Source organism: Bacillota bacterium (assembly GCA_023511455.1).
Lineage (GTDB): Bacteria > Armatimonadota > HRBIN16 > HRBIN16 > HRBIN16 > HRBIN16.
Genome location: JAIMBJ010000008.1, coordinates 88189 through 112966, shown reverse-complemented (window position 1 = coordinate 112966; position 24778 = coordinate 88189). Strand labels below are relative to the sequence as shown.

18 protein-coding genes and 1 pseudogene are annotated in these 24778 nt (G+C 60.7%); 5 read left to right on the top strand and 14 right to left on the bottom strand.

What is annotated here, in order from left to right:
* Positions 1 to 757, top strand: a 757-nt coding sequence (locus tag K6U75_07210; protein MCL6474824.1) for a CZB domain-containing protein, incomplete at its 5' end; no start/stop codon positions are given.
* A gap of 197 nt (positions 758 to 954) precedes the next feature.
* The gene (locus K6U75_07205) at positions 955 to 3888 is read left to right on the top strand and encodes a hypothetical protein (protein MCL6474823.1); all 2934 of its coding nucleotides are present in this window, start codon (positions 955 to 957) and stop codon (positions 3886 to 3888) included.
* Between the two features lie 45 nt (positions 3889 to 3933).
* Here K6U75_07205 and K6U75_07200 read toward each other — a convergent pair whose 3' ends face one another.
* From K6U75_07200 to K6U75_07190, 3 genes are read right to left on the bottom strand one after another with little or no spacing between them, the layout of a single operon-like run.
* On the bottom strand, positions 3934 to 5181 hold the full coding sequence (locus tag K6U75_07200) for a DegT/DnrJ/EryC1/StrS family aminotransferase (protein MCL6474822.1): 1248 nt from the start codon (positions 5179 to 5181) through the stop codon (positions 3934 to 3936).
* A 54-nt stretch (positions 5182 to 5235) separates the two neighbouring features.
* Positions 5236 to 7008 carry a hypothetical protein gene (locus K6U75_07195; protein ID MCL6474821.1) on the bottom strand — a complete coding sequence of 591 codons (1773 nt, stop codon included), beginning with the start codon at positions 7006 to 7008 and terminating at the stop codon, positions 5236 to 5238.
* Positions 7009 to 7010: 2 nt separating this feature from the next.
* Positions 7011 to 8921 (bottom strand): hypothetical protein, encoded by a 1911-nt coding sequence (locus K6U75_07190; GenBank protein MCL6474820.1) that lies wholly within the window; start codon positions 8919 to 8921, stop codon positions 7011 to 7013.
* 113 nt (positions 8922 to 9034) lie between these two features.
* Here K6U75_07190 and K6U75_07185 point away from each other — a divergent pair, with 113 nt between their 5' ends.
* Positions 9035 to 10000 (top strand): class I SAM-dependent methyltransferase, encoded by a 966-nt coding sequence (locus K6U75_07185; protein ID MCL6474819.1) that lies wholly within the window; start codon positions 9035 to 9037, stop codon positions 9998 to 10000.
* 8 nt (positions 10001 to 10008) lie between these two features.
* Here K6U75_07185 and K6U75_07180 read toward each other — a convergent pair whose 3' ends face one another.
* Genes K6U75_07180 through K6U75_07160 form a run of 5 tightly spaced genes read right to left on the bottom strand, consistent with a single transcriptional unit; the run spans position 10009 to position 14734 of the window.
* Positions 10009 to 11889 (bottom strand): aspartyl protease family protein, encoded by a 1881-nt coding sequence (locus tag K6U75_07180; GenBank protein MCL6474818.1) that lies wholly within the window; start codon positions 11887 to 11889, stop codon positions 10009 to 10011.
* Positions 11847 to 12875, bottom strand: a complete 1029-nt coding sequence (rlmN, locus tag K6U75_07175) for a 23S rRNA (adenine(2503)-C(2))-methyltransferase RlmN (protein ID MCL6474817.1) — start codon at positions 12873 to 12875, stop codon at positions 11847 to 11849. Before rlmN ends, K6U75_07180 begins: the two co-directional genes overlap by 43 nt.
* Before the next feature lie 6 nt (positions 12876 to 12881).
* Entirely contained in the window at positions 12882 to 13178 is a 297-nt protein-coding gene (gene gatC, locus K6U75_07170; protein ID MCL6474816.1) for an Asp-tRNA(Asn)/Glu-tRNA(Gln) amidotransferase subunit GatC, read from the bottom strand.
* 17 nt (positions 13179 to 13195) lie between these two features.
* A complete protein-coding gene (locus K6U75_07165; protein ID MCL6474815.1) occupies positions 13196 to 14155 on the bottom strand; it encodes a ribose-phosphate diphosphokinase in 960 nt (319 codons plus the stop codon).
* Between the two features lie 42 nt (positions 14156 to 14197).
* The gene (locus K6U75_07160) at positions 14198 to 14734 is read right to left on the bottom strand and encodes a hypothetical protein (protein MCL6474814.1); all 537 of its coding nucleotides are present in this window, start codon (positions 14732 to 14734) and stop codon (positions 14198 to 14200) included.
* A gap of 308 nt (positions 14735 to 15042) precedes the next feature.
* On the opposite strand from K6U75_07160, the gene selB reads away from it, so the two are divergent.
* The gene (selB, locus tag K6U75_07155; protein MCL6474813.1) at positions 15043 to 16950 is read left to right on the top strand and encodes a selenocysteine-specific translation elongation factor; all 1908 of its coding nucleotides are present in this window, start codon (positions 15043 to 15045) and stop codon (positions 16948 to 16950) included.
* Here the strand turns inward: selB and K6U75_07150 are convergent.
* From K6U75_07150 to K6U75_07130, 5 genes and pseudogenes are all read right to left on the bottom strand, one after another.
* Complete coding sequence (locus K6U75_07150; protein MCL6474812.1) at positions 16947 to 17312, bottom strand: zinc ribbon domain-containing protein; 366 nt, start codon at positions 17310 to 17312, stop codon at positions 16947 to 16949. The two genes, selB and K6U75_07150, sit on opposite strands and share 4 nt — an antisense overlap.
* Positions 17313 to 17382: 70 nt before the next feature.
* A complete protein-coding gene (locus K6U75_07145; GenBank protein MCL6474811.1) occupies positions 17383 to 19305 on the bottom strand; it encodes a hypothetical protein in 1923 nt (640 codons plus the stop codon).
* Positions 19306 to 19513: 208 nt separating this feature from the next.
* The gene (locus K6U75_07140; protein MCL6474810.1) at positions 19514 to 19819 is read right to left on the bottom strand and encodes a hypothetical protein; all 306 of its coding nucleotides are present in this window, start codon (positions 19817 to 19819) and stop codon (positions 19514 to 19516) included.
* An 866-nt stretch (positions 19820 to 20685) separates the two neighbouring features.
* A pseudogene (locus K6U75_07135) lies at positions 20686 to 20868 on the bottom strand (DUF1559 domain-containing protein).
* A 96-nt stretch (positions 20869 to 20964) separates the two neighbouring features.
* Complete coding sequence (locus tag K6U75_07130) at positions 20965 to 22098, bottom strand: GntR family transcriptional regulator (GenBank protein ID MCL6474809.1); 1134 nt, start codon at positions 22096 to 22098, stop codon at positions 20965 to 20967.
* Positions 22099 to 22350: 252 nt separating this feature from the next.
* Here K6U75_07130 and K6U75_07125 point away from each other — a divergent pair, with 252 nt between their 5' ends.
* Positions 22351 to 23550 carry a hypothetical protein gene (locus K6U75_07125; GenBank protein MCL6474808.1) on the top strand — a complete coding sequence of 400 codons (1200 nt, stop codon included), beginning with the start codon at positions 22351 to 22353 and terminating at the stop codon, positions 23548 to 23550.
* A 14-nt stretch (positions 23551 to 23564) separates the two neighbouring features.
* On the opposite strand, the gene K6U75_07120 is transcribed toward K6U75_07125, so the two are convergent.
* Positions 23565 to 24644 (bottom strand): radical SAM protein, encoded by a 1080-nt coding sequence (locus K6U75_07120; GenBank protein MCL6474807.1) that lies wholly within the window; start codon positions 24642 to 24644, stop codon positions 23565 to 23567.
* Positions 24645 to 24778: the final 134 nt, after the last annotated feature.

Here is a 24778-nt window from a genome sequence, read left to right as displayed (position 1 = left end):
TGCGCGCAGTGAGCAGGTGGGTTCTGCGTTGACGCAGATTATCGGGGCGGCGCAGCAGGTGGCTGGTGAAGTGCAGTTGGTGACGGCGGTGGCAGAGGAGATGTCCGCGAGTGTGCAGCAGGTGCTGGCGACAGTGAGCACAGTGCTGCAGAGTGCCGAGGAGAACGCGCGAGCTGCGCTGGAGATGGCATCTGGCGCGGAGCAGGTGTCGTCGGCGATTGCGTCGGTGGCGAGCATCAGCGAGGAAGCCGCGGCGAGCGCAGAAGAACTCACCGCCACGAACGAGGAAGTCGCGGCTACCGCTCAGGAGCTCTCCAAAATGGCAGCCGAACTGCAGCTTGCGCTGGCGCAATTCAACACCGGCGACTGCACCGCCCTGCAAGAGTGTATCCACGTGTTCAAGAACGCTCACACCAGCCGCGCGGAGCGTCTGAGAAGGGTGATAGACGGTAAGGTCTCACTGACGGAAGCCGGTTTAGGAGACCATACCAGCTGCCACTTCGGCAAATGGTACTACAGCTCCGGTCAGAGGGACTTCGGCTCCTACCCCGAGTTTCAGGCGATGGCAGCGCCGCACGCTCGTTTCCATCAGCTGGAGCGGGAGATTGTCTCCCTGACGAACCGCGGACAGAAGCAGCAGGCAGAGCGCTTGCTGCCCGAGGCGATGCGAGCCAAAGAGGAGATCGTGCGTGCGCTGGATACCCTGATGAACATCGTGCGCGGACAACAAAGGGACGTCATGCGCAAGGCAGCGTAAGCCGCGCAATTGCTGGAGGGCGAACCTCCGGGTGAGCCGCCCTACCCCATGCCCTACGGGCGGGGAGGAGTTCACGGCTCGGCAGGAGCCGCGCCCTCCACTACGGTTATCACGTCGCCATTGGCTCAGCTTTCCCCAGAGGAGAAGAGTTCCCACACTGCGAATCTACAGGCAACGCTACAGGAGGTCATGCAGCGATGAAACGTTGTCTGAAAAGCGGGTTGCTCTTTCTTCTCATTGTCTCCGCTGCCATTGCCGAACAGACCCCCGACTGGGCGCAGGTGCGGCGTGAGGTTACTGCCTCGGTGAAACTGCCCGAAACACAGTATTCACCCGCTCGTATGTGGGAGGCGGAGGAAGCCAGTTCGAATGTGGGGCGGATAGTCAACGATGCCGGGGCGCACGGAGGCAAAGCGCGCGAAGCCCGAACCTCTGACCGCGGCGGACAACGAGACCTTGAAGGACATATTCTCTACGGTCCCTATATCGAACTGCCACCCGGCACATACGCCGCGTTCTTCCGCGTGAAGATGCTGGATGACATCCGCGACGGCGAAACCGTGGCAGAGATAGATGCCTGTGTGGGCTACGGACAGAACATCCTGGCGGCGCGAGAGGTAGCGGACACCGACCTGTCTCCCGGCGTATACGTGCAAATCCCCCTCTTCTTCCGCTATGACGGGGGCAAGCTGGAGTGTCGCCTGCGCTGGACGGGTTACGCTTCACTGCGTGTGGACAGAGTGAGCCTCTTCCGCGTGGAGGGTGCGCAGGTGCCTCAGGGCGTTCAGCGTGTGAACCCACCACAACCTTCTGGAGAACCGGAAGACCTGCCGGTCACACGTTCGCCCTCGCTTCACGAGATTTTCGCCCGCTCATCCGCTCCTGCAGACACCCTGCTGGTGACGGATATTCGCCCGCTATCTGCCGACTGGCAGATGCTCTTGCTGAGCCTGCAGGGCATTGTGAACCGCCAGCGACCACAGATTTACTATCTCTTCAACGAGACCGACCAGTTCTGGCTGGACTGGATGCGACAGCGCGGCTGGGTGAAGCGCACGGAGCGTGTAAGCAATCCCCAGCAGCTGTTACAGCGGTTCCGTTCGGTGATTAAGGGCATGGTGATTACCGACCCTGCAGTGCCTGCAACCAAAAACGTCGCGACCATGCTGGCTGGAGTGCATAACGCCGTGGTGGCGTCGCCCCGAATCGCCAGAGAATTGTCCCTGCCCGTTATCGCCGACCTGCGCGGGCGGTGGAAAAAGAACGTGGATGCTTACCGCTGGGCGTTTGAGACACTCTGGGAGCAGATGAACCACCATCTGGTCGCGTGTTCCTATCCCGACCACCTCGCGCTGCGCGACTATCTGGTGCGGAACCGCGTGTTCATCTTCTGGATCTCAGGACCGATTGACGGAGCACGACCGTACTCCGACCCCGATGCGGAAGCGCGTCTCGCGGAACAGATACTGGCGAAGATGCCGCCCAACACCTGTGTACTCAGCTACCCGTGGGCTGGCAAAGACATCGGCATGGGTGAGGGACCGGGTGTTACCCTCTTCGCGGAGTTCGGCAAGTACCTGGTGGGCACGATTAACGTTTCCAATCTCACCGTGCATTCGGGCATCCGCGTGGCGCAGTTCCGCCAGAAGCCCGCGCCGCCCGCGCCCCCATTGAGGGACAACAAGGTGTACGTCTCCTTCATCATGTCCGACGGGGACAACCTGCCGGTGCTTACCACGCATAACTTCCCGCAGCTGTGGCGCGACCCCCTGCGAGGCAAAATCCCTATCGGCTGGACGATGAGCCCTGCGGCAGGGCTGTTGATCCCCGCGGTAGTAGATTACTACTACGAAACTTCCACGCCGCAGGACTACTGGCTCACCGCGGTGTCGGGGCTGGGCTACACCTACCCGGACCAGTACGGCATACGTTACCGCGACCGCGAGAAGGTATATACCGATTTCCTGAACCTCACCCGCCTGGCGATGGTGCCGATGGACCTGCACGCCGCGTGGATTATGGGTATCACGCAGCCAAAGCTCATCGCACAGTACGCTGAGCTGGTACGCCCGCAGGCTCTGTTCCCCGACTACGGCAGGCGCGTTACCCGCTACGAGGATGCCACCTACCTCACCTCACGGAACGTGCCGGTGTTCCACGCGGTGATGGGATGGCGCGAAAACGCTTCTCCTGAAGAACAGGTTGCCCTGTGGGAGCAACAGATACGTGCGCTCACCCCCAAACAGCGACCTGCCTTCCTGCACCTGTTCCTGTGGAACTGGGGAACCAGCCTGCCGATGCTGCGCGACCTTCTGCAACGACTGGGCGACGACTATGTGGCAGTGCGCCCGGACCACCTGGCGACGCTGTACCGGCAGGCAATGGAGCGCGAGCAAATCATCGTGCGCCCGCCGGACCGTATTGCGGTGCTGGGCGACGAGCGTATCTCCTTTACCCTGCACGTGCGCAACACCGGTAAGGAGCGTCAGGAGGTGTCCGTGCGCGTGGAGGAAGGGCTTCAGCAGGCGGCAACCTCCTTCGACACGATAGACCTCTTCCCGCCGAACGGCGTGGACGTCTTGGTAGAGGGGATACCTGTCGCGGATACGGTCAAAATCGCCTTCGAGGGCGCGTTCGGACGACGAGAGGTGCGTATCCCCGTGCTGCGAGTAAAGCCGGATATGGTGGTTGGCACGCTACCGCCCCCGCAACAGCTGGAACCGGCGGGTTTCTATGAAGCGGAGAATCTGGGGCATCTGTCAGGTGCAGAGCTTCCCGACCCGGAAGCTACCGGCGGCACGGCGTGGAGCGCGGAGCCGGGTAAGGCACAACCGGGGCATATCGTGTTCGGTCCCTACGCCGGTATGCCTGCCGGACGGTATCTGGTGCTGTTCCGCACGAAGCGCACGGGTGAGGCACAGGGAGCGTTGCTGAAGGTAGATACCTGCGTTGGCGGCGGCAACCCCGTGACTGCCGAGCGTATCGTGCAGGCGCAGGAGCTGCCGCTGGGCGAGTACCGCTACGTGGCGCTCACCACCAGCCACCCCGGCGGCGCGATAGAGACGCGCGTGGAGTGGTTCGGCGCGGCAGGCGTGGTGGTAGACCACGTGGCTATCTGGCGCATCCGTTAGGGACAAACACGCTACGGGGGCAGACGCACTGGTCTGCCCCTCCGTCTATCTCTGGTTCCTGCTCCGGAACCACAGCACCACGCGGCGGATGGCGTGCGCGGTTTCCTCCAGGTCAATCTCAGTGTATGCCTCGTTCACCGGCAACAGCACGCAGGTATCAAGAATCGCCTCTGCGAACGGGCACAGCCCTTTGCCGTATGGGCGTGCGGTGTAGGCATGGGCGCCACGCTCGAACGCCGAGTGGTTGGTGAATATCGGGTACTCATACACACACTGCGCGATGTAGTGCGCGCCGACGGGCAGCCCCTCTGCGCGTAACGCCTCGGCGAAAGTGTCGGCATCTGCGCCCAGTGAGTCGGGTACGACGCGCATCATGTAGAACCACCAAGATGGTTCGCAGCCCGCCGTCGGCTGCGGCAGGGTGATGCCGGGCAATCCGTGCAGTTTTTCGCTCAGCGCCTCACACCAGTGCCGCCGCCGCGCCACGATGCTCTCCAGCTTCTCCAGTTGCGCCACCGCGACAGCCCCCTGCAGCTCGGTCATGCGGCAGTTATTGGCAAGGAATGTGGGGTTGCGCTGGGTGACTCCCGGCTCGCGGTTGTAGCACTTGTCGGTAGCGAGGCGCAGACGGGTAGCCAGCCGCTGATCGCGGGTAATCACGATGCCGCCGTCGCCACAGGAGATGTGCTTGAACTCGTTCAGACTGAAGCAGCCGATGTCGCCGAATGTGCCAATCGCCTCACCCATGTATCGGCAGCCGAACGCCTGCGCACAGTCCTCGATCAGCCACAGATTGTGCTTGCGGCAGATGTCGCGCAGTGCGTTCAGGTCGCAGGCGTTGCCCCACAGATGTACGGCTATCACCGCGCGTGTGCGCGGGGTGACCCGTGCCTCTACCGACTCCGGTAACATGGTGTAGGAATGCGGATGGAGGTCGGCAAAGACAGGCACCGCACCCTGATACAGGATGGGTATTACCGTTCCCATGTCGGTGATTGGCGAGGTAATCACCTCATCACCGGGCGAGATACCCACTGCAATCAGCGCGGCGTGGATACCGGAGGTGCCGCTGCTACAGGCTACCGCATAGGGTACCCCGTTCAGCTCGGCAAAACGCTTTTCCAGCGTCTTCACCTTGTTGCCATGTGCGTAAAACAGGCTCCCCTGCTCCAGCGCCTCGCGCAGCTGTTGCAGTTCCTCTTCGCCGTAACGTTTTTCGCGCCCGAAGGGCGTCCGCTTCGCCGGTTCGCCGCCGGCAATGGCGGGCAGGTCGGTGGCTACCGATGCGTGCATGGTTACATCCCCCTTTAGACAGTCTCACGCCGAGACCATGTGAAGAAACGCCTCTTACCGTAAACGCAAGGTCACCTCGCCGTGCAGGTTGAGTGTTACCGCTGTCATCGCAAAACCCCAGCGTTCCGTGCGCTGTACACGCAGGGGCGTCTCTGCGTCCGCGTTCACCTCCGCGTGTTCCCCGGTAAACAGCAAAGTTGCTTCGTGTAACGGCGTCTCACTGCGCACACGCACCACAAGCGCGCTATCCTGTTGCTGGTAAGCCAGCCACCGCACCGTCCGGCGGGCGCGTTCCCATTCGTTGATTCGTCGTGCTGTCCACCATTCCATGCCTCGCTCCTGCGCGGTGCGGATAGAGTGCAGGATGGTCTCGGCAATGCCCTGCTTATCCACATGGGCGGGATGGAAAAGCAGATGCAGGACGCCGTGGTGCCGCTCCACCGCTTTCAGTAAGGGATCGAGCAGGGCATCCGGGGCAAACACGTTCAGGTCCTGCGTGAGGGTTGGCAGTTCCAGCACGTCTATCGCTCTGCCTCGCGGGTCCACAGGAAAGTACGGATGGCACGTGCCGAAGTTGAAGCCCGCTTCACCCGTTTTGGAGGGTCCCTTCGACTGGTCTAACTGAACCCCTCGCCGCTGGCACCATTCGAAGAACTCGGTATCGCCCTCCCAGCGCAGGTAGTGATTCTTGTTGGTGGTAATGTGCTTGCCGCCGAAAAGCCAGCGCAGCTGCCGCCACTGTTCGTGAAATGCGCCCTCATTCCAGATACTGCCCTCTTCGACCGCGTCGTAATGCATCGCCAGCTCGTGACCTTCCTCATTGATGCGGGCGATAATCTCCGCAGGGTAACCGGGCAGGATGACACACCACGTCGAATGTATTCTTGCCTGCTGAAGCACCTGCAGCATCTGTTCTGCTTTGGCGGGCTCGTTGACGTCGGTATCATGCGATAAATGCGCCAGGGCAGGCAGATTGCGCGGGTAAAGCCACAGTATCGGCAACACCACTTTGCGTATCTGCATCAGATACAGTATCGCGCGGATGACCATCTCCCTCCAGATGTCCGCGATGGGGTGCAGGAAGGCATGAAAGCCGGATACCCCTTCCACCGCCTGGCGGTCAAACCACCAGTCCAGCACCGCGCCGTCGCTGCTTTTCAGCATATCATCGCAGATGGGTGCAGTGCCATCGGGCGCGGAGATGCCGTCGCGCGTCACCGCCACGCCCTGCTGGATGCGCACCACCGTGCCTGTGACATCCGGCGCAATCAGCAGGCATCGTCCGTTGCCCACACGCCTTTCCACCACCGCCGCGCGAGACGTTCTTCTCTGGTGTGCATCCAGCACGCCCGCGTGAGCAATGCCGATGCTTGCATGTACGGGCACGCCGTTGAAAAAGTGCAGAGGCACAGGGACATGCGCCAGCACGGGATGGTCGGCGGTCTTGACCTGCAGATAGCCTTCGCCCAGCGTACCCATGCTGGCTCCCCAGCCGGAGTAGGTTGCCGATTCCTCCCTGACCCCAAAAAGCGCAGGCGCGCCCGCGGTGCCTCCAATCGCCAGCCACATCCCGCCCCCTTCCACCCAGCGAGACAGGGCATCGATGGTGGTTTCGGGCAAAGCCGTATCGCCGACCGTCACCAGCACGCGCACGTCAGGCAGAATCTGCTCCAGCGTATCGGACGGGATGGTCTGGTAACACAAACCGGCGTGAGTGAGTATCTCGTGCAGATAGTGACCATAGCTGACGGTGCGTGCGGCGTTACGTGGGCGCGGCGGCAACACACACACGCCCACAGGAGATGGGAGCGTTTCTGTAAACTGCATGGCTACCTCCTGATGCGATAGATATCTGCGCCACAGGACGCATACAGGGTGCCGTCTTGCTCGACGGCTACATTCGACACACCAGCGGGCAGTTCCACAACGGTCTCGGTGGCGCCGGTGTTCATGTCTACCTGCACTATCGTCTTTCCGCTACCGTAGTACGCCCTGCCGTCGCCCAGCCCGATGATGCGGCTGCCCACTTTGGGCGGGCTTGAGACCGGTGCAAACTCGCGGGTGGCAGTATTGAAAAGGTGCAGTTTCCCGTCCACCGAAAAAGCCAGCCGCTTCGTGCGCGTATCCAGCCAGAAGGTGCGCACGCCGGATGCTCCTTCAAACTCGTGCCGGAACACCACCTTTTGCGTCGCCTTATCGATCATGCCGAATCGTGCCCACTCCCCGCTCTTGTTGGGCAAGCCGTTCGCGCCCAGCGAAGTTCCGACATAGATAAAATGCTCGTCCACCGCCAGCCCTTCCACTGCCTGCGCACCCAGCGGGTTTTCGATGAGCTGGGTTTGTCCGGTTGCAGGGTCGGTAATGACCACTGCTCCCCCGTACACACCGTATTTTGCCATCCAGCCGGAATACAGTCGTCCATCGGTCGCAGCGACTACTCCCGCGGTAGGGCGGATATAGCCTTTTTCGCCCACACTGGCTATCACACGCGGATTGACGTTGTTCCACTGGTCCCAGGGAGATTCAGGATCGTACTGCACAATGTCGCCGCCCGCGTAGGCAACCGCGTACACCTTGTCGTTCACGAAAGCCACATCGTATACCTCGCCCCCCGCGTTACAGATGGTGCCTGTGTTCACCGTTTGTCGGGTGCGGGTATCCATCCAGAAGAGCGTCTGCCCGAAGTGCGGACCGCCCCATAACCTGCCTTTGCTGTCCAGACGCAGAAACAGTGTCGGACGTGGGGCGGAGTCCACCGGTATCGGCTTGAGAGCGACCTGCGCGTCGCCCGGCTGAATGACGAAGTAGTCCTGCCCGCGTACACCGAGCAGTTCGCCTTTGGCGGTAGCGGCGTAGATTCCGCCGCCGCGTAAATCTACAGAGGCAAGCAACTGCGGTTTTTCATCGTCTTTCATATACCGGTAAACGGCGCTGCCCTGTCGCAGATACAGCACTTCGTCGGTAGTCAGGTTCACATCCACTGCCCAACCGCCCTCGCCTGGCGGTAGGGGGAACGGCGGTTCCACAGGCTGTAGCGTTTTGCCGTCCAGCACCCGCGAACCGGCGAGGAAATAACCGTTCCACGATACGCCACGGCTGACGCCCTGCAGCACAGGGGGAGTCTGCTCAAACCTCTTCGTGCGCGGATCGTAAATCAGGTTGACAGGCTTCTCCATGCCGAAGTCGCACAGGATGCGTCCGTCGGGCAGGGCGGACACATATCGCAGGTACATGTTCGGAGACGCGGGCGCACCGCAGTCTTCCACCGTGTAAGTATTCAGGTCCAGTGCGCCGAGCTTGCCGCCCGGATAGGTTCCGCCGTACACACGCCCGTCGGCTCCTAACGCCAGATTCCAGATGTAGCTTTCTCCCGGAAAGTCCGCGACCTTCACAAACTCCATCCGCTGCAGGTCGAACACCATGAACACGCCGTCGTAGAACGTACCCACAATGAGACGGTTGCCCGGAACCTGCAGCAGTGCCCAGGAGCCTGCTCCTGCCGGAGCACGGATTGCCTGTCCTGTATTGCTTCGAAAATCGATAAAGAGCAGTTCCATGCCTGCCGCCTCGTTCATGTTGGTGAGCACGAACCACTCCTTACCATCGGGAGCAATCACATAGCGCGCTGCCAGTACGTTCTTCGCACGGCATGGTTGACCAATCAGTTCCACCTTCGGCGCAGCGTGAACTGCTGCTACCAGAAGCAGGCACGTCAGCATCATGATGACCACTCTCCGCATCTTTATATCCTTCCGGTTCGCGGTGTATAGACAAGCTCCTGCTTGACGTTTGCAGGGGCCGGTGTTACCATCGATATCGTGCTGACTGAGAAAGGGCAGGGCTAGCGTTTCTGATGACCTATCGATGCCTCTGGTGTCATACTACAACCGCAGCGCGCACCTTCACCGCGCGGGAGCGCCTGTTTGGCATGGAGGGAGAGTGGGAGTACGCGGAGTGTGGCGCATGTGGCTCTCTGCAGATGCTTCAGCCTCCCGATGACCTGCAACGCTACTATCCACGCGAATACGATGCCTACAATACCTTACCGGACGCCTACTATCGAGGCCTGCTGGGCATCATCCGCACATGGCGCGACCGCACGGTAGCCACGGGAAAGGGGTTGCTGGGCAAACTGGTGTTGCTGGTGCATCCCCAGCAGGACCCGCGCGTGCGCAGTATCCGCCTGCTGAATCTGTTGCCCGATGCGCGCGTGCTGGATGTCGGCTGCGGCAGTGGCTTGCTATTGCTCATCATGCATCAGGTGGGTTTCAGGAACGTGGAAGGCATCGACCCCTTTTATCCTTCCGAACAGCCCATCGGGGGCAGGGTTCGCGTGTATCGGCGCACCCTTCGCGAGCACATAGAAGCGCAACCACCCCCATACGACGTAGTGATGTACCATCACGTGCTGGAGCATGTACCCGACCCCGAAGGCGAACTCTCGCTGGCAAAGCAGCTGCTGAAGCCCGACGGCAGGATACTCGTGCGGTTGCCGCTGGCGGGGTCGTACCACTGGAAGCACTACGGTACCGACTGGTTCCAGCTGGACGCCCCGCGCCACCTCAGTATCCCCTCGGTACAGGGCATGAAGGCTCTGGTGGAGCGGTGCGGATACAGGGTGGAGTACGCCGGATTCGACGCCTTGCCGTTGCACCTGCACGCCAGCGAGCTCTATCGCAAGGGCATCATCGGCAGCCAACACCGCCCCGAGCTGCACTCCCCCGCCCAGTGGCGCGAGTTCGCCCGCCTGACCGACCAGCTGAACCGGACAGGGGAAGCGGATTCGGGGGTGTTCGTGTTGAGGAAGTCTGGTCTATAGACAAACTTCTAAAACATCGGCTGGCACTGGAGCCGCACCTGCCAGCGCTTTGAGCCACGCTGCAGGAGAATGCGCTTGAGCGTTCCCTCTGCGCCCGTCAGCCACTTTTGCACTTCGGAAGGTGGCACGCCTCTGGTGGAACGTCCGTCCACCGCCAGTACCTCATCCCCCCGCTCCACGCCTGCTTCCCACGCGGCGGAAAGCGGGGTTACTCCCGCAACCTTCGCGCTCTCCGCCGTCAGGTCCAGCACGATGCCCACCGTCGCGGCGTCGTCCATTGGCGCAGGCTGGGGCATTCGCTGCAATACCACCGTGCGCATGGGGTAGTCGATGGTGAGTCGGAAATGGCGAAGCAGGTTATTGCCCAGCAAGCCGAAGCCCGCCTCCGAGAGTATTTGTACCGGCGCGCCTTTCGGGGCTGGCGAGGAGAACATCAGCGTGACGCCGCGGATGGTCTCCCCGGCGAGATGGACGAAACCGGCGCGAGCTGCACGGGGAACATTCCCTGCCCCACCCACTCCCAGCGTCAGCCCCAGCGATGCCGGGCGGTAAGGTTGCCACTGCTGACCCGACTCTGCGGGCAGAATGCTCATTGCCGCGCCGGTGTCCAGCAACATCGGCACTTTGCCGATGTCCTCGACCTCCACCTCCAGCATCGGTGTCGCACCAAAAAACTCAGTGGTTATCGCTCTGCCCGGAGGTAATTCACCACCCGGTCTCTCCAGAGTCACCGTGCGCCGGTGATAATCGACCGTCACGCGAAACCGGTTCAGCGCGTTGAAGCCGAGTATTCCCCCAAACCGACTGCCGCCGATAAGGCGTATCAGCCCCAGGTCGGTTACCGCTACCTGCACATCTCGCAAGGTGACACTGCCCATCTGCAGGCTTGCCAGCCTGGTCACCGAAGCTGCGCCTGGTCCGCTCGCGCCAAGCAGGTTAAATGTCTCGCCCGGCGGCAGGCGCAGTGCTTCTGCCACCGGCTGGTCCACGACGGTGATGCCTGCACCCGTGTCCAGCATCATCAGGTATTCGCGCCCATTCAGCTTCACCTCCACGAATATCTCGCGCTGGGAGAAGCGAACGGGCAGGGTAACGGGCAACCCGGCAGGCGCAGGCAGGGAAGCCGGCGCTCGGAGTTTCGATTGCAGCACTTCCCTCGGCAGAGGTTCACTGCGCTCCCAGCGTATCGTCTGCGTGTGGCGTTCGTCTTCGTATAGCTTCAGATCCACAGGCAAGCGGACGCCGTCCTGCTCTTTCCAGCCGGTGGGTATCACGACGAACTGAGTCGGGCGGCGGCGCAGGTCGTCGCTCTCGTGGTAACCCCATGCTATCAGGCTACCTTCGGAGTCGCAGTAGATATCCCACGGAGTGCCCGTGTGCGCAACCACTTTCAGCCACCGTGCCTGCCGCCCATCGGGTAAGGTGCAGGTACCACAGTCTATCACGCCCAGACTACCGCTTGCCCCTTCAAACATCACCTTGCGCAGGCGCAGCAGAGAAAGCCGTTCGGGTGGTTGTACGTTGCCTGATTCGAGAGGAAGAACCAGCCCATGCTGTCTGCGCCATCCGACGCCGGCACGTGCATCGTATGCACTCTCGCTATCCACACCGCCTACATGCAGGAGGGCGTGAAACCTGTCACCGTCCTCCATCAGCGTGATGGTGCCCGTATTGCTCATCGGGTAGAACACCTGCACCGTGCCCTGCAGGCGCACGGCTGGCGATGTCGGCACAGCTAAGCCCGACGCCGCTCTTTGCAGAAGCGTTTGGGGCGATTGCGCGAGTGCAGCTATCGCCGTACCCAAAAGCCACAGTGCGGCGACCGCTACCAGAGGCGAAAACCGTATCAGGCGCGCGCCTGCGCCGTTTCTAATTTCAACTGACCACATGCGGCGGAAATGTCGTGTCCTTTCTCTACACGTTGTGTTACGGCGATGCCCGCCTCCTCCAGCACCCTGCGGAATCGAGCCACACGCGACGGCTCGGGGCGGGTAAAGCCTTCGGGCGTATCCACCTGATTAAACGGTATCAGGTTCACGTTACACACCAGACCTTTCACCAGCTGTGCCAGTGCCTGCGCATGGTGCGGCTCGTCGTTCACGCCGCGAAGCAACAGATACTCAAAGGTGACTTTGCGTCCCGTCACTTCCGTGTAATGTCGGGCGGCGTCGATCAGCTCCCGCACCTTCCACTTCCGCCCGACGGGCATGATGCTTTTCCTCAGTTCATCATCGGGCGCGTGCAACGAGATGGCAAGCGTTATCTGCAGGCGATGCTGCGCCAGCTCGTAAATACCGGGTACGACGCCGACCGTAGAAACGGTAATATGCCTTTGCGAAATGCCCACTTCACGGTTCAGCAGCAGGATGCTCTTCACCACCTCCTGCAGGTTCCACAGGGGCTCACCCATGCCCATGTATACCACGTGGCTGATGCGCTGTCCTGCGGACTGCTGGATGGTGAGTACCTCGTCGACCATCTCGCCGGCGGTGAGATTGCGGCTGAAGCCCATCTGTCCAGTAGCACAGAAGCGACACCCCGCCGCGCACCCGACCTGCGAGGAGATACATACCGAAATGCGGTCTTCATAGGGCAGATACACCGCTTCCACCTGTTCGCCATCTCCCAGCACAAACAGGTACTTCACAGTGCCGTCCGCGGAATGCTGGGCGCGAGCGACTTCCAGCCTTTTGAGGGGCAGTATGTCAGGCATAGTATCCCGCAGACCCTGCGGAAGGTTGGTCATCTGCTGGTAGGTGTGCGCGCCCTTGCGGTACACCCATTCGGCTATCTGCTGGGCGCGGTAGTCCGGCTGCCCTAACCCGCGCACCACCTGCAGTATCTCCTCGCGCGTTGCGCCGGGCAGAACGGGCATTCGGCATCACTCCTCTACAATAATGGGCACAATGAAACAGCCGTCGCGCTGGTCAGGGGCGTTGGCAAGAATCTCCTCGTGGGGCAGAGAGGGCTGTACGGCGTCCTCGCGGAACACGTTGTACACCGGGAACGAGTGCGCGGTCGGCTCCACACCGGTGGTGTCGAGCTCCTGCAAGCGTTCGAACTGCGCCATCAGGTTGTTGAGGTGCTTCTCCATCTGGCGCATCTCCTCTTCGCTCATCGCCAGCCGCGCCAGATTCGCAACGTGCGCTATTTGTTCCAGAGTCAAACGCTGTGCCATAGACGTTGCCTCCCCTGTCAATCTCTCACCGTTTGAGGGAGAACGATGGTATCCAGTGTTCGGTCAAAGTATATCCGTCGAATCGCCTCAGCAAAAAGGTGCGCCGTCGATATGACTGTCACGCGAGGTTGCTGGTGCTGCTGGGGGATGGTGTCGGTGATAGCCAGTTCCACCACCTCCGGTTGCATGACTCGCCGGCTGGCATCGCCCGCCAGCACGCCATGCGTGGCAGCTACCCGCACCTCAGGGATGCACCCCTGCCGAATCAACGCCTTCACACAGGATTCTACCCGTTTTCCCGTGACAATCATATCCTCAATAACCAGCGGTTTCAAGCCTTCCACGTCGCCTGCGAACCGGATATGCGCCGGGTTATCGGTACGCCCGGTACGGGCATAAGCCACCGCCAGCGGTGCCTCCAGCTTCCGCGCCACCGCACGCGCCAGCCGTACCGCTCCGGCGTCCGGGGCAACGACCACCAGATTCTCTTCGCGGAGCCGGACGAAGTGGTGTACCAGCAGCGAGAGCGCGCTCAGGTCGTCCACCGGGATGTGGAAGAAGCCGGTAATCGCCTCCGCGTGCAGGTCCATCGTGATGACGCGATTCGCCCCGGCGGTGGTGAGCATATCCGCCACCAGCTTCGCGGGCACGGGGTCGCGCGGGGTGTTCTTTTTCTCCTGCCTTGAGTAGGCGTAGTAGGGTATCACCACCGTCAAACGCGCCGCAGAAGCTCGCCGCAGAGCATCCAGCAGGATAAGCAGCTCCATCAGGTTGTCATGGATGGGCGGGCAAAGGGACTGAATCACAAACACATCACACCCGCGCACCGTCTCATGGCATTCCACGCGCACCTCGCCGTCGCTAAAACGGCGTACCATCAGGTTGCCCAGCGATATGCCCAGTTCAGCGGCGATACGCTGAGCCAGAGCGGGGTTTCCGTTGCCGGCAAACAGTTTCAGAGGACGACGTTGTCTCATGGAGAGATGAAGAAGGGGCGGTATGCTACCGCCCCCGCCGCCTTAGAGTCGGTATCCAACCAGAATGGTGGTGCTATCGCCGCGGAAATCCTGCTGTTTTTCGGTGAGGTGGTAGTTGAACTCGATAAACACTCTCTCATTGATGTCGTAGCCAAGCACGACCTTTCCACCGAATACGGACTTCGCGCTGACACCAGCAGGTTTCAGCACGTATACTCCTGCCCCCACACCGATATAGCCCTTGAACTTTTCGGAGGGGTCTACCGAGAACACCTGCGTCAGGGTAACAGCGGTGATGCTGGACGTTTGCCCACCCTTGCTGCGGGTGTAGTAGTCCACGCCCAGCAACAGCTCGCCCTCGCCAATAGGCGAGCCGCCGCGCAGCTTCACATCTGCTCCCACAGCCAGCCACACGTCGCCTACCACACGCATGCTCGCGCGGTTCACCACGTTCGCTCCCAACCGCAGGCTCAAGTCGGTTGAGGCGTTGTCGAACTGCGCCCGAGCCTGCGGTGCTGCGAAAATCCCAAGGGTCAGCGCCAGAGTACACAGCGCTACGAGACGAGACAAGCCTTTCACTCGCATTCCTCCTTGTGCTGAATTCACACCCAAGACAGCAGTCCTCCGGGTTGCCTGCTATCTCGGAAACATTATATGTTTTCGCCCTGTAGATGTCAAATCTCCTGCGAGAGCATTGAAAAAACGCGGCGGGGGACCATGTGGTGGGCTATCCCCCACCTGGCCTCACCGCTGGCGGGGAGGTGTTAACGGCTCGGCGAGAGCTTCGCCCGCCAGCGGGGTGTTGGATGCCGAAGAGGTTTTGCACTCTTCAGGTCGAAGTAACAATCCGTGATACATGAGCCGATTTCGCCCAGCGGGTGGTAAACATGTCAGAGAAACACGTCATCATCGGCACGGCGGGGCACGTGGACCACGGCAAGTCTACGTTGATTACCGCTCTCACCGGAACCAATCCCGACCGCGTGAAAGAGGAGCAGGAGCGCGGGATGACCATTGACCTCGGTTTCGCGGCGCTGACCCTGCCAGACGGGCAGACAGTGGGCATCGTGGACGTGCCGGGGCACGAGCGGTTCCTCAAAAACATGCTGGCGGGCGCAGGCGGGGTGGACGTGGTGCTGCTGGTTATCGCCGCTGATGAGGGCATCATGCCTCAGACCCGCGAGCACCTGGACATCCTGCGCCTGCTGGACGTGAAGGCTGGCGTGGTCGCGATTACCAAGTGCGACCTCGTGGACGCGGAATGGCTGAAACTGGTTACCGACGAGGTACGCGCTTTCTTGCAGGACACGCCGCTGAAGGACGCGCCTGTGGTCGCGGTGTCGGCGGTGACCAAGCAGGGTTTGCAGGAGCTGTTGAACGCCTTGCAGGAGGCGGTAGCGCATGTGCCCGCTCGCGAAGTGAGTGCCCCCTTCCGCCTGCCCGTGGACCGCGTGTTCACGCTGGCTGGAGCAGGCACGGTGGTAACGGGCACACTGATCAGCGGGCGGGTGCGTGCAGGCGACCCCGTTGAGATACTGCCCCCCGGTCTGCATTCGCGAGCGCGGCAGATACAGGTGCATGGGCGCAAGGTGGAGGAGGCAGTCGCGGGCAGTCGTGTTGCCATCAACCTGCCGGGCATAGAAAAAGAGCAGATAGAGCGCGGGATGGTGTGCGTTCCACCGGGCACCTTCCAGCCCACCCGTGCTTTTGATGCGCAGTTGCGCCTGCTTCCCAACGCAGCCAAAGGGTTACCGCATCGCGCCCGTATCCGACTATATCTGGGCACGGCGGAGGTGATTGGGCGTGTCTCCCTGCTGGACAGCGAACGGCTGGAGCCGGGTGCGCAGAGCTTCGTGCAGTTGCGTCTGGAGAAAACGCTGGTGGCGGCGCGCGGTGACCGGTTTGTCATCCGTACCTATTCGCCCATGTTCACCATCGGCGGGGGCATCGTGCTGGAGCCCCATGCTCCGCGGCACCGACGGTTTGACCCTGCTGTGCTGGCAAGGTTGCGTTCTCTGCTGGAAGGTGCGCCAGAGGAGAAGATGCTGGCTATCCTGGCGCAATCGCCTGTGGGAATGGATGAGCAGGAACTCATCCGCCGCGCCGAGATGGACGCAACCAGCGTTTCCGCTATTCTGAGCCAGCTGGAGGTGCGTCAGCAGGCAGTGCGTGTTGGAGATGTGTGGCTGGCGCGAGGCGCATGGGAGAACCTTCGCCAGCAGGTCGTGGAAACGTTGCGCCGCTATCACCAGCAGAACCCTCTGCGCGCGGGCATGCCCCGCGAGGAACTGCGCTCCACGCTGGGCGGGCGGTTGCCTGCTCGCCTGTTCGAGGCGATGCTGTTGCTCTGGCAAAAGGACGGAGTCATCGCCCTGCAGGGTGCGCAGGTGCGGTTATCGGGTTTCACCATCCGCCTGAACGAGCGTCAACAGCGGCTAGCAAAGCGTGTGGAGCAAATCCTGCGTGAGGCGGGAGCCACTCCTCCGCCTCTGAAAGCGATTGCGGAACAGGTGGGCGCACCGCCTCCTGCAGTCAAGGCGATGATAGAGGTGCTGCTGGAGCAGGGGGTGCTGGTGAAGCTGGAAGAGGAGATGTACTTCCATCGGGACACGCTTGCGGAACTCGCCGAGCTGGTGAAACGCACGATCCAGCAGAAGGGTTCCCTCAGCGTTGGGGAGTTTCGCGACCTCACCGGCTCCAGCCGCAAGTTCGTCGTGCCCCTGCTGGAGTACTTTGACCGCCTGGGTTTGACGCGCCGGGTGGGGGATGTGCGTGTGCTGGCGCAGCAGGCTTAAGGCAAATCTTCGGAGCCGCCTTCTTCCTCTCCCTCGTCACCGCCGCCTCTGGCTGCTTTCTTCTCCTCCTCGGCAAGTATCTCGTCGAACTCGTCGGTGAAATCTTCGCCCAGCTCTTTGCCCATCTCTTTGACCCATCGGCGCATGGTTTTGGGGTCTTCCGGGTCCCCGATTTTGTCTGGATCGAGCATATCATCAATGATGTCATCTTCGTTGCGCAGGCGGGCAAAGCGCGAGATGAGGCGTGTAACATCCGTCCCCCCGCAGCGCGGGCACTGGAGAGGGTCGTCCTCCGCAATCACTCCCACCAGCACGCTAAATCGCCTTCGGCAGGCGTTGCACCGATACTCGTAGATGGGCATGACCACAACCACCTCCTGCACCGTGTTGCGCAAGAGCATTATACCTTTACCATGTGGATTCTGCCATAACTCATATCCAGAATATCTGATTGCCCTTTGCACCGCTGAAGTAGTCCATGATGAGCCAGAAGCCGTTGCAGGTATATTGCCCGACAATGAGCCCCAGGAAGAAAGGCAACGACAGGCGGAACCAGCGCAACCCGCCGAATCGCAGGATAAGAAACTTGACCAGCCAGGCGATGAAGCAGGTAAGCCAGATTTCGTCCATAATCCACGTGCTGCCCACGCAGAAGCCCACAGGATGGAAGGGCCAGCCCACAAACCGCTGTCGCATCGCGCTGAGAAAACCCATCACCGCCGCGCCGAAGCCCGTCAGCAGCCAGCCGGTGATACTGGGGTCGGAGGGGTTGTTTATCTTGCCCGCTACCCACTTGTAGGGGAACTGCGGACCGTCCAGAAAGAACCATCGGTTCAGATTCGCGCCGCCGTAGCGGTACGCCAGCAGCAGGGTGACCCACACCGACGCCACGATACTGACGACAATTGCCAGCATCATCGCCCAGAACAGCCCGCGCGAGCGCACGCCGGTGCGCTCGGCTAAACGCATGCCGTGAATGCTGGAAGCCATGACGGTGGTGCGAATATCGGCGGAGTAGACCCACGTTAACCCCAGTGCTGTCAACCCACGCGGCCCGAAGGGGGTACTGCCAAATCCCGCTACCGTGAACACAGGCGCAATCATCGCCGCCACTGCCTCCGCCAGACCCGTTTCCACCACCACGCGCGTCAGCCCGAAGAACAGCACCATCATAAAGAGCAGATACATCCATGTCGCCCAGTAAGGCAGTCCCGACCACCATATCCAAACGCTCATCGCTAGCAAACCCAGCACCGTACCCCAGAAGGCCACAGGGTAGCTCAGCACCTCACCGCTGTCATCCACGTCCTTGCCCCTGCCGATGGATTTACGGAAGACATCCGCCAGGTGTGAACGCGCCGCCCACAACCCTGTTGCCACCAGCATCAGCATTGCTCCCATGCCCAGATATTTGTAAGGGATGTAGGGTGTGCCGTAAGCGCCGCCCAGGTCCTCGCGGATTTCCACCCCATAGATGTTCAGGTAGCCGCGCACCACCATGAACAGCAGGTTGAAAAACCAGAGGCTGAACAGCGCATCCAGGTTTGCCAGATAAAAGAAGCCCAGCATGGGGAAGCTGAAGCGCAAGCTCCAGCTGACCGTCTCGCGGAAGAGGGGCACGTACACATTGAGTTTGGGAGCGGGCACGGAAGGCGCGTAGTTGTGCAGGGCAATGAGGCTACCCACCGCGAACGGCAACGCGACCCCCAGCCAAAACAACTTTTTGCGCAGCAGGGGGTCCTGCGCGTTGACCATCTCCAGTGGCAGCTGGGTGACGGGGAAAGCCAGACGCTCGCGGTCCATCCATTGACGACGGAAGATGACCATGATGGCAATCATCACAAAATATAGCGCGAGGATGAGGGGCATCCACGCCAGCAATGGCGGCAGCCACACCTCCCACGGCACCGTAGCCCCCGGCTTACCCTCAAAGAAGAGCCTTACCGCCTCCTTGTCGCGCGGCACGAGGAGAGGATGCAGATGGGGATGTATCAGGCGGTCCCAGCCATTTGCCGGGTTCGCATAGTAGATAACCGCTGCCAGCACAGGCAGAATCTGCGCCGTCAAACCCAGGGTGGGGACGACACAGGCGGCAATCATCATCACATAGATGGTGATTAGCTCACCAGACTGCAGGGCGGTGCGCGGGCTCAGGCGTTTCCATAACCCGTTGATGATGACCACCAGCACAAAGAACCCAAAAACGGCTGCAGGGGTACTGTAGTCGAGAGTCATGTAGGAGCCTTGGATAACGTACAGCCCGTAGGGGTCCAGCGCAGCGATAAGTAAAGAAGCCAGCAAACCGATGCCTACCGCTCGCCAACTGAGCGAGCGCACGCGCGTGTTACACTGCATGAATAGTCAAGAACCCTCCTTAAAAAACAATCATAGAGTGCAACAGTCAGCCTGTCTTTCGCCACAGAGTTCTTTATAGAGGTTATACGTCTCGGCTGGAGCCTTGCCCTCCACAAGGGGGTTGGGCGTCAACCGGAGGGCGAACCTCCCGGTGAGCCGAAAACCGCGCCACGCGGCTCGGCAGAAGCCTCGCCCTCCGAAGGGAATGTCATCGCCCCTGTGCGGGCGGAGCTGTCTGTCCCGCGGGCGGAACGTACACAGGCGGCATGCCCGGTGCCGGCGACACCCATCCTCCTTGAGGCATTCGTTGCTGCAGCTCCTGCTGCTTCTGCTGCCATGCTTCTTCTTGGCTTACCTGTCGGCGCGGAAATATCGGTGTGATGAACTGATTGACGAGGAACAGGATGAAGACCAGTATCACCACCCCCGCCAGCACCGCGACGCCCGGATGCACCTCGCGCTGTCGCCAGTCGGAACCTCTCTGGCTACCGCCACGCTGTATCGTCTGCGGCATTCCTGTCCACCTCCCTGTAAAAGGGGTGTCCTCCTCTTTACGGGGAAGACACCCCACAGATATCAGTCAGATGACGCCGTGTGCTGGCGCATGAAGGTATCCCGCTGGAACTTCACGTGCCCGTCCGCGAAGACGAGGTTTTGTCCGTTGTTGTGCGGGTGCAAAGCCCGGTCGTTCGACCGCTGCACGGGCATCACGGTACCGTCGTCGTTCAGCATACCGTTCTCCATCACCCAGAAGTTAGGATCGGTCTTCGCGCGCTTCAGCGGGCGGTTCGGGTGGTAACCAGCGGGGAATCCGCCCTCGGCGGGATAAGCAGCTGCCATCTTCGCCAGGATGGTTGCGCGGTCGCCGGGGTAGCTATCCATGCCGCAGCACTCGGCAAACATCGGTCCCGTGCCCACAGGTCCCTCCATGAACACGATGGAGTCCGCCGGATGGGTCAGGCGAGCGAGCTGTGCGCCCTTCGCGCAGCCCCATCCCCAGCCCTGGCAGCCGGGGTCCTGTCCGCACAGGAAGTCCGCGCCTCCACCAGCGGCAGCGCCTGCGCTCTCCGGGTTGATGGGGTCGGCATTGATGTTGCTCTGGTTGATACCGTAAGTCAGCGAGCCCCATCCGCTCTCGCCGCCCACCGCGGGGATGAGCGCGTCGCCCGTTGGGCAGGTGAAGACTCCGCGGTTGCCTTTCGCGATGGGGCGTCCCTGTGCGTCATAGGCAGCAGCCCGTCCCGATTTCACGTACGGATAGATGAGGTCGGGCCAATACTGACCCCACGGAGTTCCTGTGTACGGCGCGCGGAAGTTGGGGTCCACTACCGGGAAGCATCCCCGGTTGAGGTTGCTCTTCACCCACATGGGCGCACCCGTCTCATCGTAGTCCTGCGCGTACATAGCCCAGGCGGTTCCAATGTTCTTCATGTTGCTGGTGCAGGTTGCCTGGCGAGCCTTCTCCCGAGCCTGGGCGAACACCGGGAACAGGATGGCTGCCAGAATCGCGATAATCGCGATAACCACCAGCAATTCAATCAGCGTGAAAGCCTTGCGAGACATGCTTGTTACACCTCCTGATTAGATTAGTTGAACGTCCTGGCTAGCACTCCATTAGACCGCAACATGGCGCGACAAGGTTCTTCCAGAATTTTTCCGTTAACCACCTCCTTTTACTGACGCAGCATGGAGAGTGGAAGCCACCAGCGCCGTAGAGGCTATTGTCGAGGCACGGATACGCAAGTTCACCGGCAATACCACATGCTGGGGTGGTGATTCCGGCTCCCGAATACGCCGTACCAGCAGGCGCACCGCCTCTGCCCCCATACGCAGCGATTGCTGTTCCACAGTGCTCAGAGCGGGGCTCATCAGGTCGGATAGCTCCATGCCATCGTAGCCCACTAACGCAACCTCTTCGGGCACCGCGATGCCACACTCCCGCAGGTAGCGCAAGGCGCCCGCCGCTAAGCAATCATTCATGGCGAAAAGGGCTGTCGGTGGTTCGGGCAAACCCAGTAACGCCTTTGCCTGAACTCTCCCCTGATACAAATACTCCTCCCAGCCATCCCGACGTTTGCTGACAGAGTGACCAACCAGCGCAGGGTCAAACGGTACGCCGAACTCTTCCAACGCTTTCTGATAACCGCGCAACCGCTCGGTGAACGTGGTGGACTTTCGGGGAGAGATGACCCCGATACGCCTGTGACCCAGCTCCAGCAGGTGGCGCGTGGCCAGATACCCCCCATGCACGTTGTCGGAAGTCACTCTGTCCACATTGAACTCGGGCAGATAACGGTCTACAAAAACAAACGGCACGCTCTGCACGAGCAGTTGTCCATAGTGTGCATGGTTCTGGTTACCTGTCGCTGGGGCGATAACGAAACCCGCCACGTGCGATTGCAGCTCCAGCAAACACTGCCGCTCCTTTTCCGCGTCGTTGTCGGTGGAGCGTACCAGCAGCTTGTAACCGTGCGCGGCTGCTTCTTGCTCCGCACCGCGAATGATTTTGCCAAAGAAATCCAGCTGAACGTCCAGCGCCAACAGAGCGATTAGCTTGGGGAGAGAAGCAGACGATTCACGCTGCCGCACAAAGGTGCCTTTCGCCGGAATACGCACGAGCAGCCCCTCCCGCTGCAGCAGTGCCAGAGCGTTCCGTACCGTGACCCGGCTGACCCCAAATCGCTGCATCAGCTCCGCCTCGGTCGGCAATTGCGCGCCAGGCGGGTAATGACCGCTCTGTATCTCTTCTCTTAGCGCATGGTAGATTTGCCTGTAAAGTATCGGCTCTTCCATGTTCACACCATTCCGATAATAAAATACATTATGATACATTATGCTATATATAGTATACTATGCATTTGCGAAAATGTCAAGGAGTTTGCGCTACATTTTTTTGGAAAAATGGAAAATCCCAACAGGAAATAGCGTGTACGCAAACAAACCCCAAAACGGAAGAATGCGCTTCGAGTACTGGTCATGTCTGGTGTGGGAAACGCTGATTCTACAAGGGGTTACCCCCTCGGGCAGGAGGTGAAAGTTGCTCTCATGAGATTTCGCAACGGATTCGTTTTATTCAGTCGGCGGTTGGCGGGTGTCACTCCGCCGTTGACTGCGGCGGTTCTCGGAGCAGGTTTCGCTCTGATGGTGCTTGCACTCGTGGTTTTTTCGCAGCCGCTTCCCCCCGAACGTTTTCGCGACCGTACGGCGTTATGGCAGCGCAGCGGGAAGAACATCCTCAGTGGCTTCCGCAACATGTATAACTTCCATGTGCTGCATGAGCCGGGCGCGGAATATCCCTTCCGAGCATGGTTCTTCGGTTGGGCGATGGAAGATTGCAACACCAACGTGCCCGGCTTCAGGGGATGTGATGCCATCTTCGCTGCCCGTGCCAAACGACTGGAGGGTCCGTGGGAGGTGTACGCCGGTGATGGCAAATGGGATGCCACAGGTAATCCCCGACTGTGGAGACCGCTGTTTGCGCCGCTGGGTACCTATTTCGACGAGTGGCATAACGGCGACCCCAGCGTGGTGAAGGTGGGTAAGCGCTACTACATGGCTTACAGCGCCACCGGGCACGATAAAGACCGCAAGCCCGACGGCACTCCCTCCGACTCCGACGGCAGTTACCTGTGCATTATGGGCGCGGTCTCCGAGGATGGCATCCACTGGAAACGCTCGGAGAAGCCCATCCTTGCCTACCCGCGCGAGTACGGCAGAAAAGCTATCGAAGGCGATGTGGTGGTGTACGGCTCGTACCACCGCCCCTCCATCCTGTACGAGAACGGCGTGTTCAAAATGTGGTTCGATTACTGGACGCCGCGCGGGGTGGCGATGGGCTACGCGGAGAACCGCGGCGACTTCCTGAACCCCGCCGACTGGCAGGTCATCCGTGCCGGCAAGGAACCGTGCCTGTGGGAGTTTCCCAATCCGGATGTGGTGAAGGTGGGCAAACTCTATTACGCTTACGCCGATGCCAGCGGTTACGCGAATCACCCATGGACCGGGCGCAAGATCGTGGAGGCGGTATCACGCGATGGGCTGAACTGGCAGGTGCTGGGATACATAGAGCCGGACGCCGATGCGCCTGCGATACATGTGCCCGAAGCTCTCGTGCTGAACGAGAAAGGCGCAACCCGCATCTACCTCTTCTACGCCTGCCAGATTGGCGGCGAGCCTGAGTACGATTACCGCTACAACCGCATCCGAACGATGTGGCGGACGGTCTCTGACGAAGAACCTCCGTAAAGGACGTGTGCGTCCTAAGCCACGACGCGCAGCAGGGGATTTGCTCCTGTTGCTTGCTGTTGTTGTTCGGCGAGACGCTTGCGGATGCGGGCAATCACCTTTGCGCGGCTGTGACAGCCCGTCAAACTGCCGTCCTCCAGAAGAGCCTGCCCGGGACAGCGACTGCAGTACTGCTTCACCTCGCAGGTCTGGCACTGCGTGAGGTCATCGGGAGTGATATTCCGCAGGTTCCTCAGCTCACGGGAGCCGTACCATATCTCCAGAACGGACTTCTCGCGCACGTTGCCGCAGGGGACGAGCATCTGCACACAGGGATACACCTCGCCCCATGGGTTGATTGCCATGCTGTTGCGCCCCGCGTCGCACATCTTCACCCTGTCGTCGGGTCCCATGGACGGCAAACCCTTTTTCTTGAACACCCGCTCGTCATCGTACAGTTTCATCAGCTCGTCCATGCCGATGCGCAGGTTGGTGGGACACATATTGCCGTCGTTCATGGGGGCGATGGTGGGGTCAAAACGGTATTCCGCTCCCAGCTGCTGAGCCATCTGCATGATGTCCTCGTATTGCCCGAAGCTGGATGTCGCCAGCGGGCACTTCAGGATAACCCGCTGTCCCAATCCGACCAGCAACCTCACCGCGCGTAGCACGCGGTCGAAGCTGCCTTTTACCTGCGTCATTCCGTCGTGTGTTTCGGCATTGGAACCGTACACGCTGATTTCCACCGTGAACGGCCGCAGGCTGGCTATCCGCTCGGCGACTGTGGGAGTAACAAGCGTGCCGTTGGTGTATATCTTCAGCGCGAACCGCTTCTTGCGAGCGTAACGTGCGATATCGAAGAAGTCTTTGCGCAGAAGGGGTTCCCCGCCCGTCAGCGTGAGGTACAGCGTACCCGCCGCTGCAAGGTCGTCCATCACGCGATACCACTCTTCCGTGGTCAATTCCCCATCGGCGCGTCGGGGATGGTGTTGATAACAGTGCTTGCACCGCGTGTTGCACCGGTGCGTGAGCTCAAACATCACGTTGAAGGGGATATTCCGCTCCACCGTGATGTCCGACAGACGCGCTAGCAGCGAATACTCTTCGCACTCCATGCCGAACCCCTCCTTGCTGTCAAATGTTTAGCAAAGCAATATTCTGACCTGCAGGGCATTTCTCCTGCATGAAGGCGAGTTTGGCGGTTTGCCATTCTTATCAATTCTCTAGCGATTCTATGCATTCTGCGGGC

Coding starts and splice junctions, on each gene's coding strand:
- K6U75_07205 (MCL6474823.1), top strand. CDS start 955: ATGAAACGTTGTCTGAAAAGCGGGTTGCTCTTTCTTCTCATTGTCTCC.
- K6U75_07200 (MCL6474822.1), bottom strand. CDS start 5,181: ATGCACGCATCGGTAGCCACCGACCTGCCCGCCATTGCCGGCGGCGAA.
- K6U75_07195 (MCL6474821.1), bottom strand. CDS start 7,008: ATGCAGTTTACAGAAACGCTCCCATCTCCTGTGGGCGTGTGTGTGTTG.
- K6U75_07190 (MCL6474820.1), bottom strand. CDS start 8,921: ATGCGGAGAGTGGTCATCATGATGCTGACGTGCCTGCTTCTGGTAGCA.
- K6U75_07185 (MCL6474819.1), top strand. CDS start 9,035: ATGACCTATCGATGCCTCTGGTGTCATACTACAACCGCAGCGCGCACC.
- K6U75_07180 (MCL6474818.1), bottom strand. CDS start 11,889: ATGTGGTCAGTTGAAATTAGAAACGGCGCAGGCGCGCGCCTGATACGG.
- rlmN (MCL6474817.1), bottom strand. CDS start 12,875: ATGCCCGTTCTGCCCGGCGCAACGCGCGAGGAGATACTGCAGGTGGTG.
- gatC (MCL6474816.1), bottom strand. CDS start 13,178: ATGGCACAGCGTTTGACTCTGGAACAAATAGCGCACGTTGCGAATCTG.
- K6U75_07165 (MCL6474815.1), bottom strand. CDS start 14,155: ATGAGACAACGTCGTCCTCTGAAACTGTTTGCCGGCAACGGAAACCCC.
- selB (MCL6474813.1), top strand. CDS start 15,043: ATGTCAGAGAAACACGTCATCATCGGCACGGCGGGGCACGTGGACCAC.
- K6U75_07150 (MCL6474812.1), bottom strand. CDS start 17,312: ATGCCCATCTACGAGTATCGGTGCAACGCCTGCCGAAGGCGATTTAGC.
- K6U75_07145 (MCL6474811.1), bottom strand. CDS start 19,305: ATGCAGTGTAACACGCGCGTGCGCTCGCTCAGTTGGCGAGCGGTAGGC.
- K6U75_07140 (MCL6474810.1), bottom strand. CDS start 19,819: ATGCCGCAGACGATACAGCGTGGCGGTAGCCAGAGAGGTTCCGACTGG.
- K6U75_07130 (MCL6474809.1), bottom strand. CDS start 22,098: ATGGAAGAGCCGATACTTTACAGGCAAATCTACCATGCGCTAAGAGAA.
- K6U75_07125 (MCL6474808.1), top strand. CDS start 22,351: ATGAGATTTCGCAACGGATTCGTTTTATTCAGTCGGCGGTTGGCGGGT.
- K6U75_07120 (MCL6474807.1), bottom strand. CDS start 24,644: ATGGAGTGCGAAGAGTATTCGCTGCTAGCGCGTCTGTCGGACATCACG.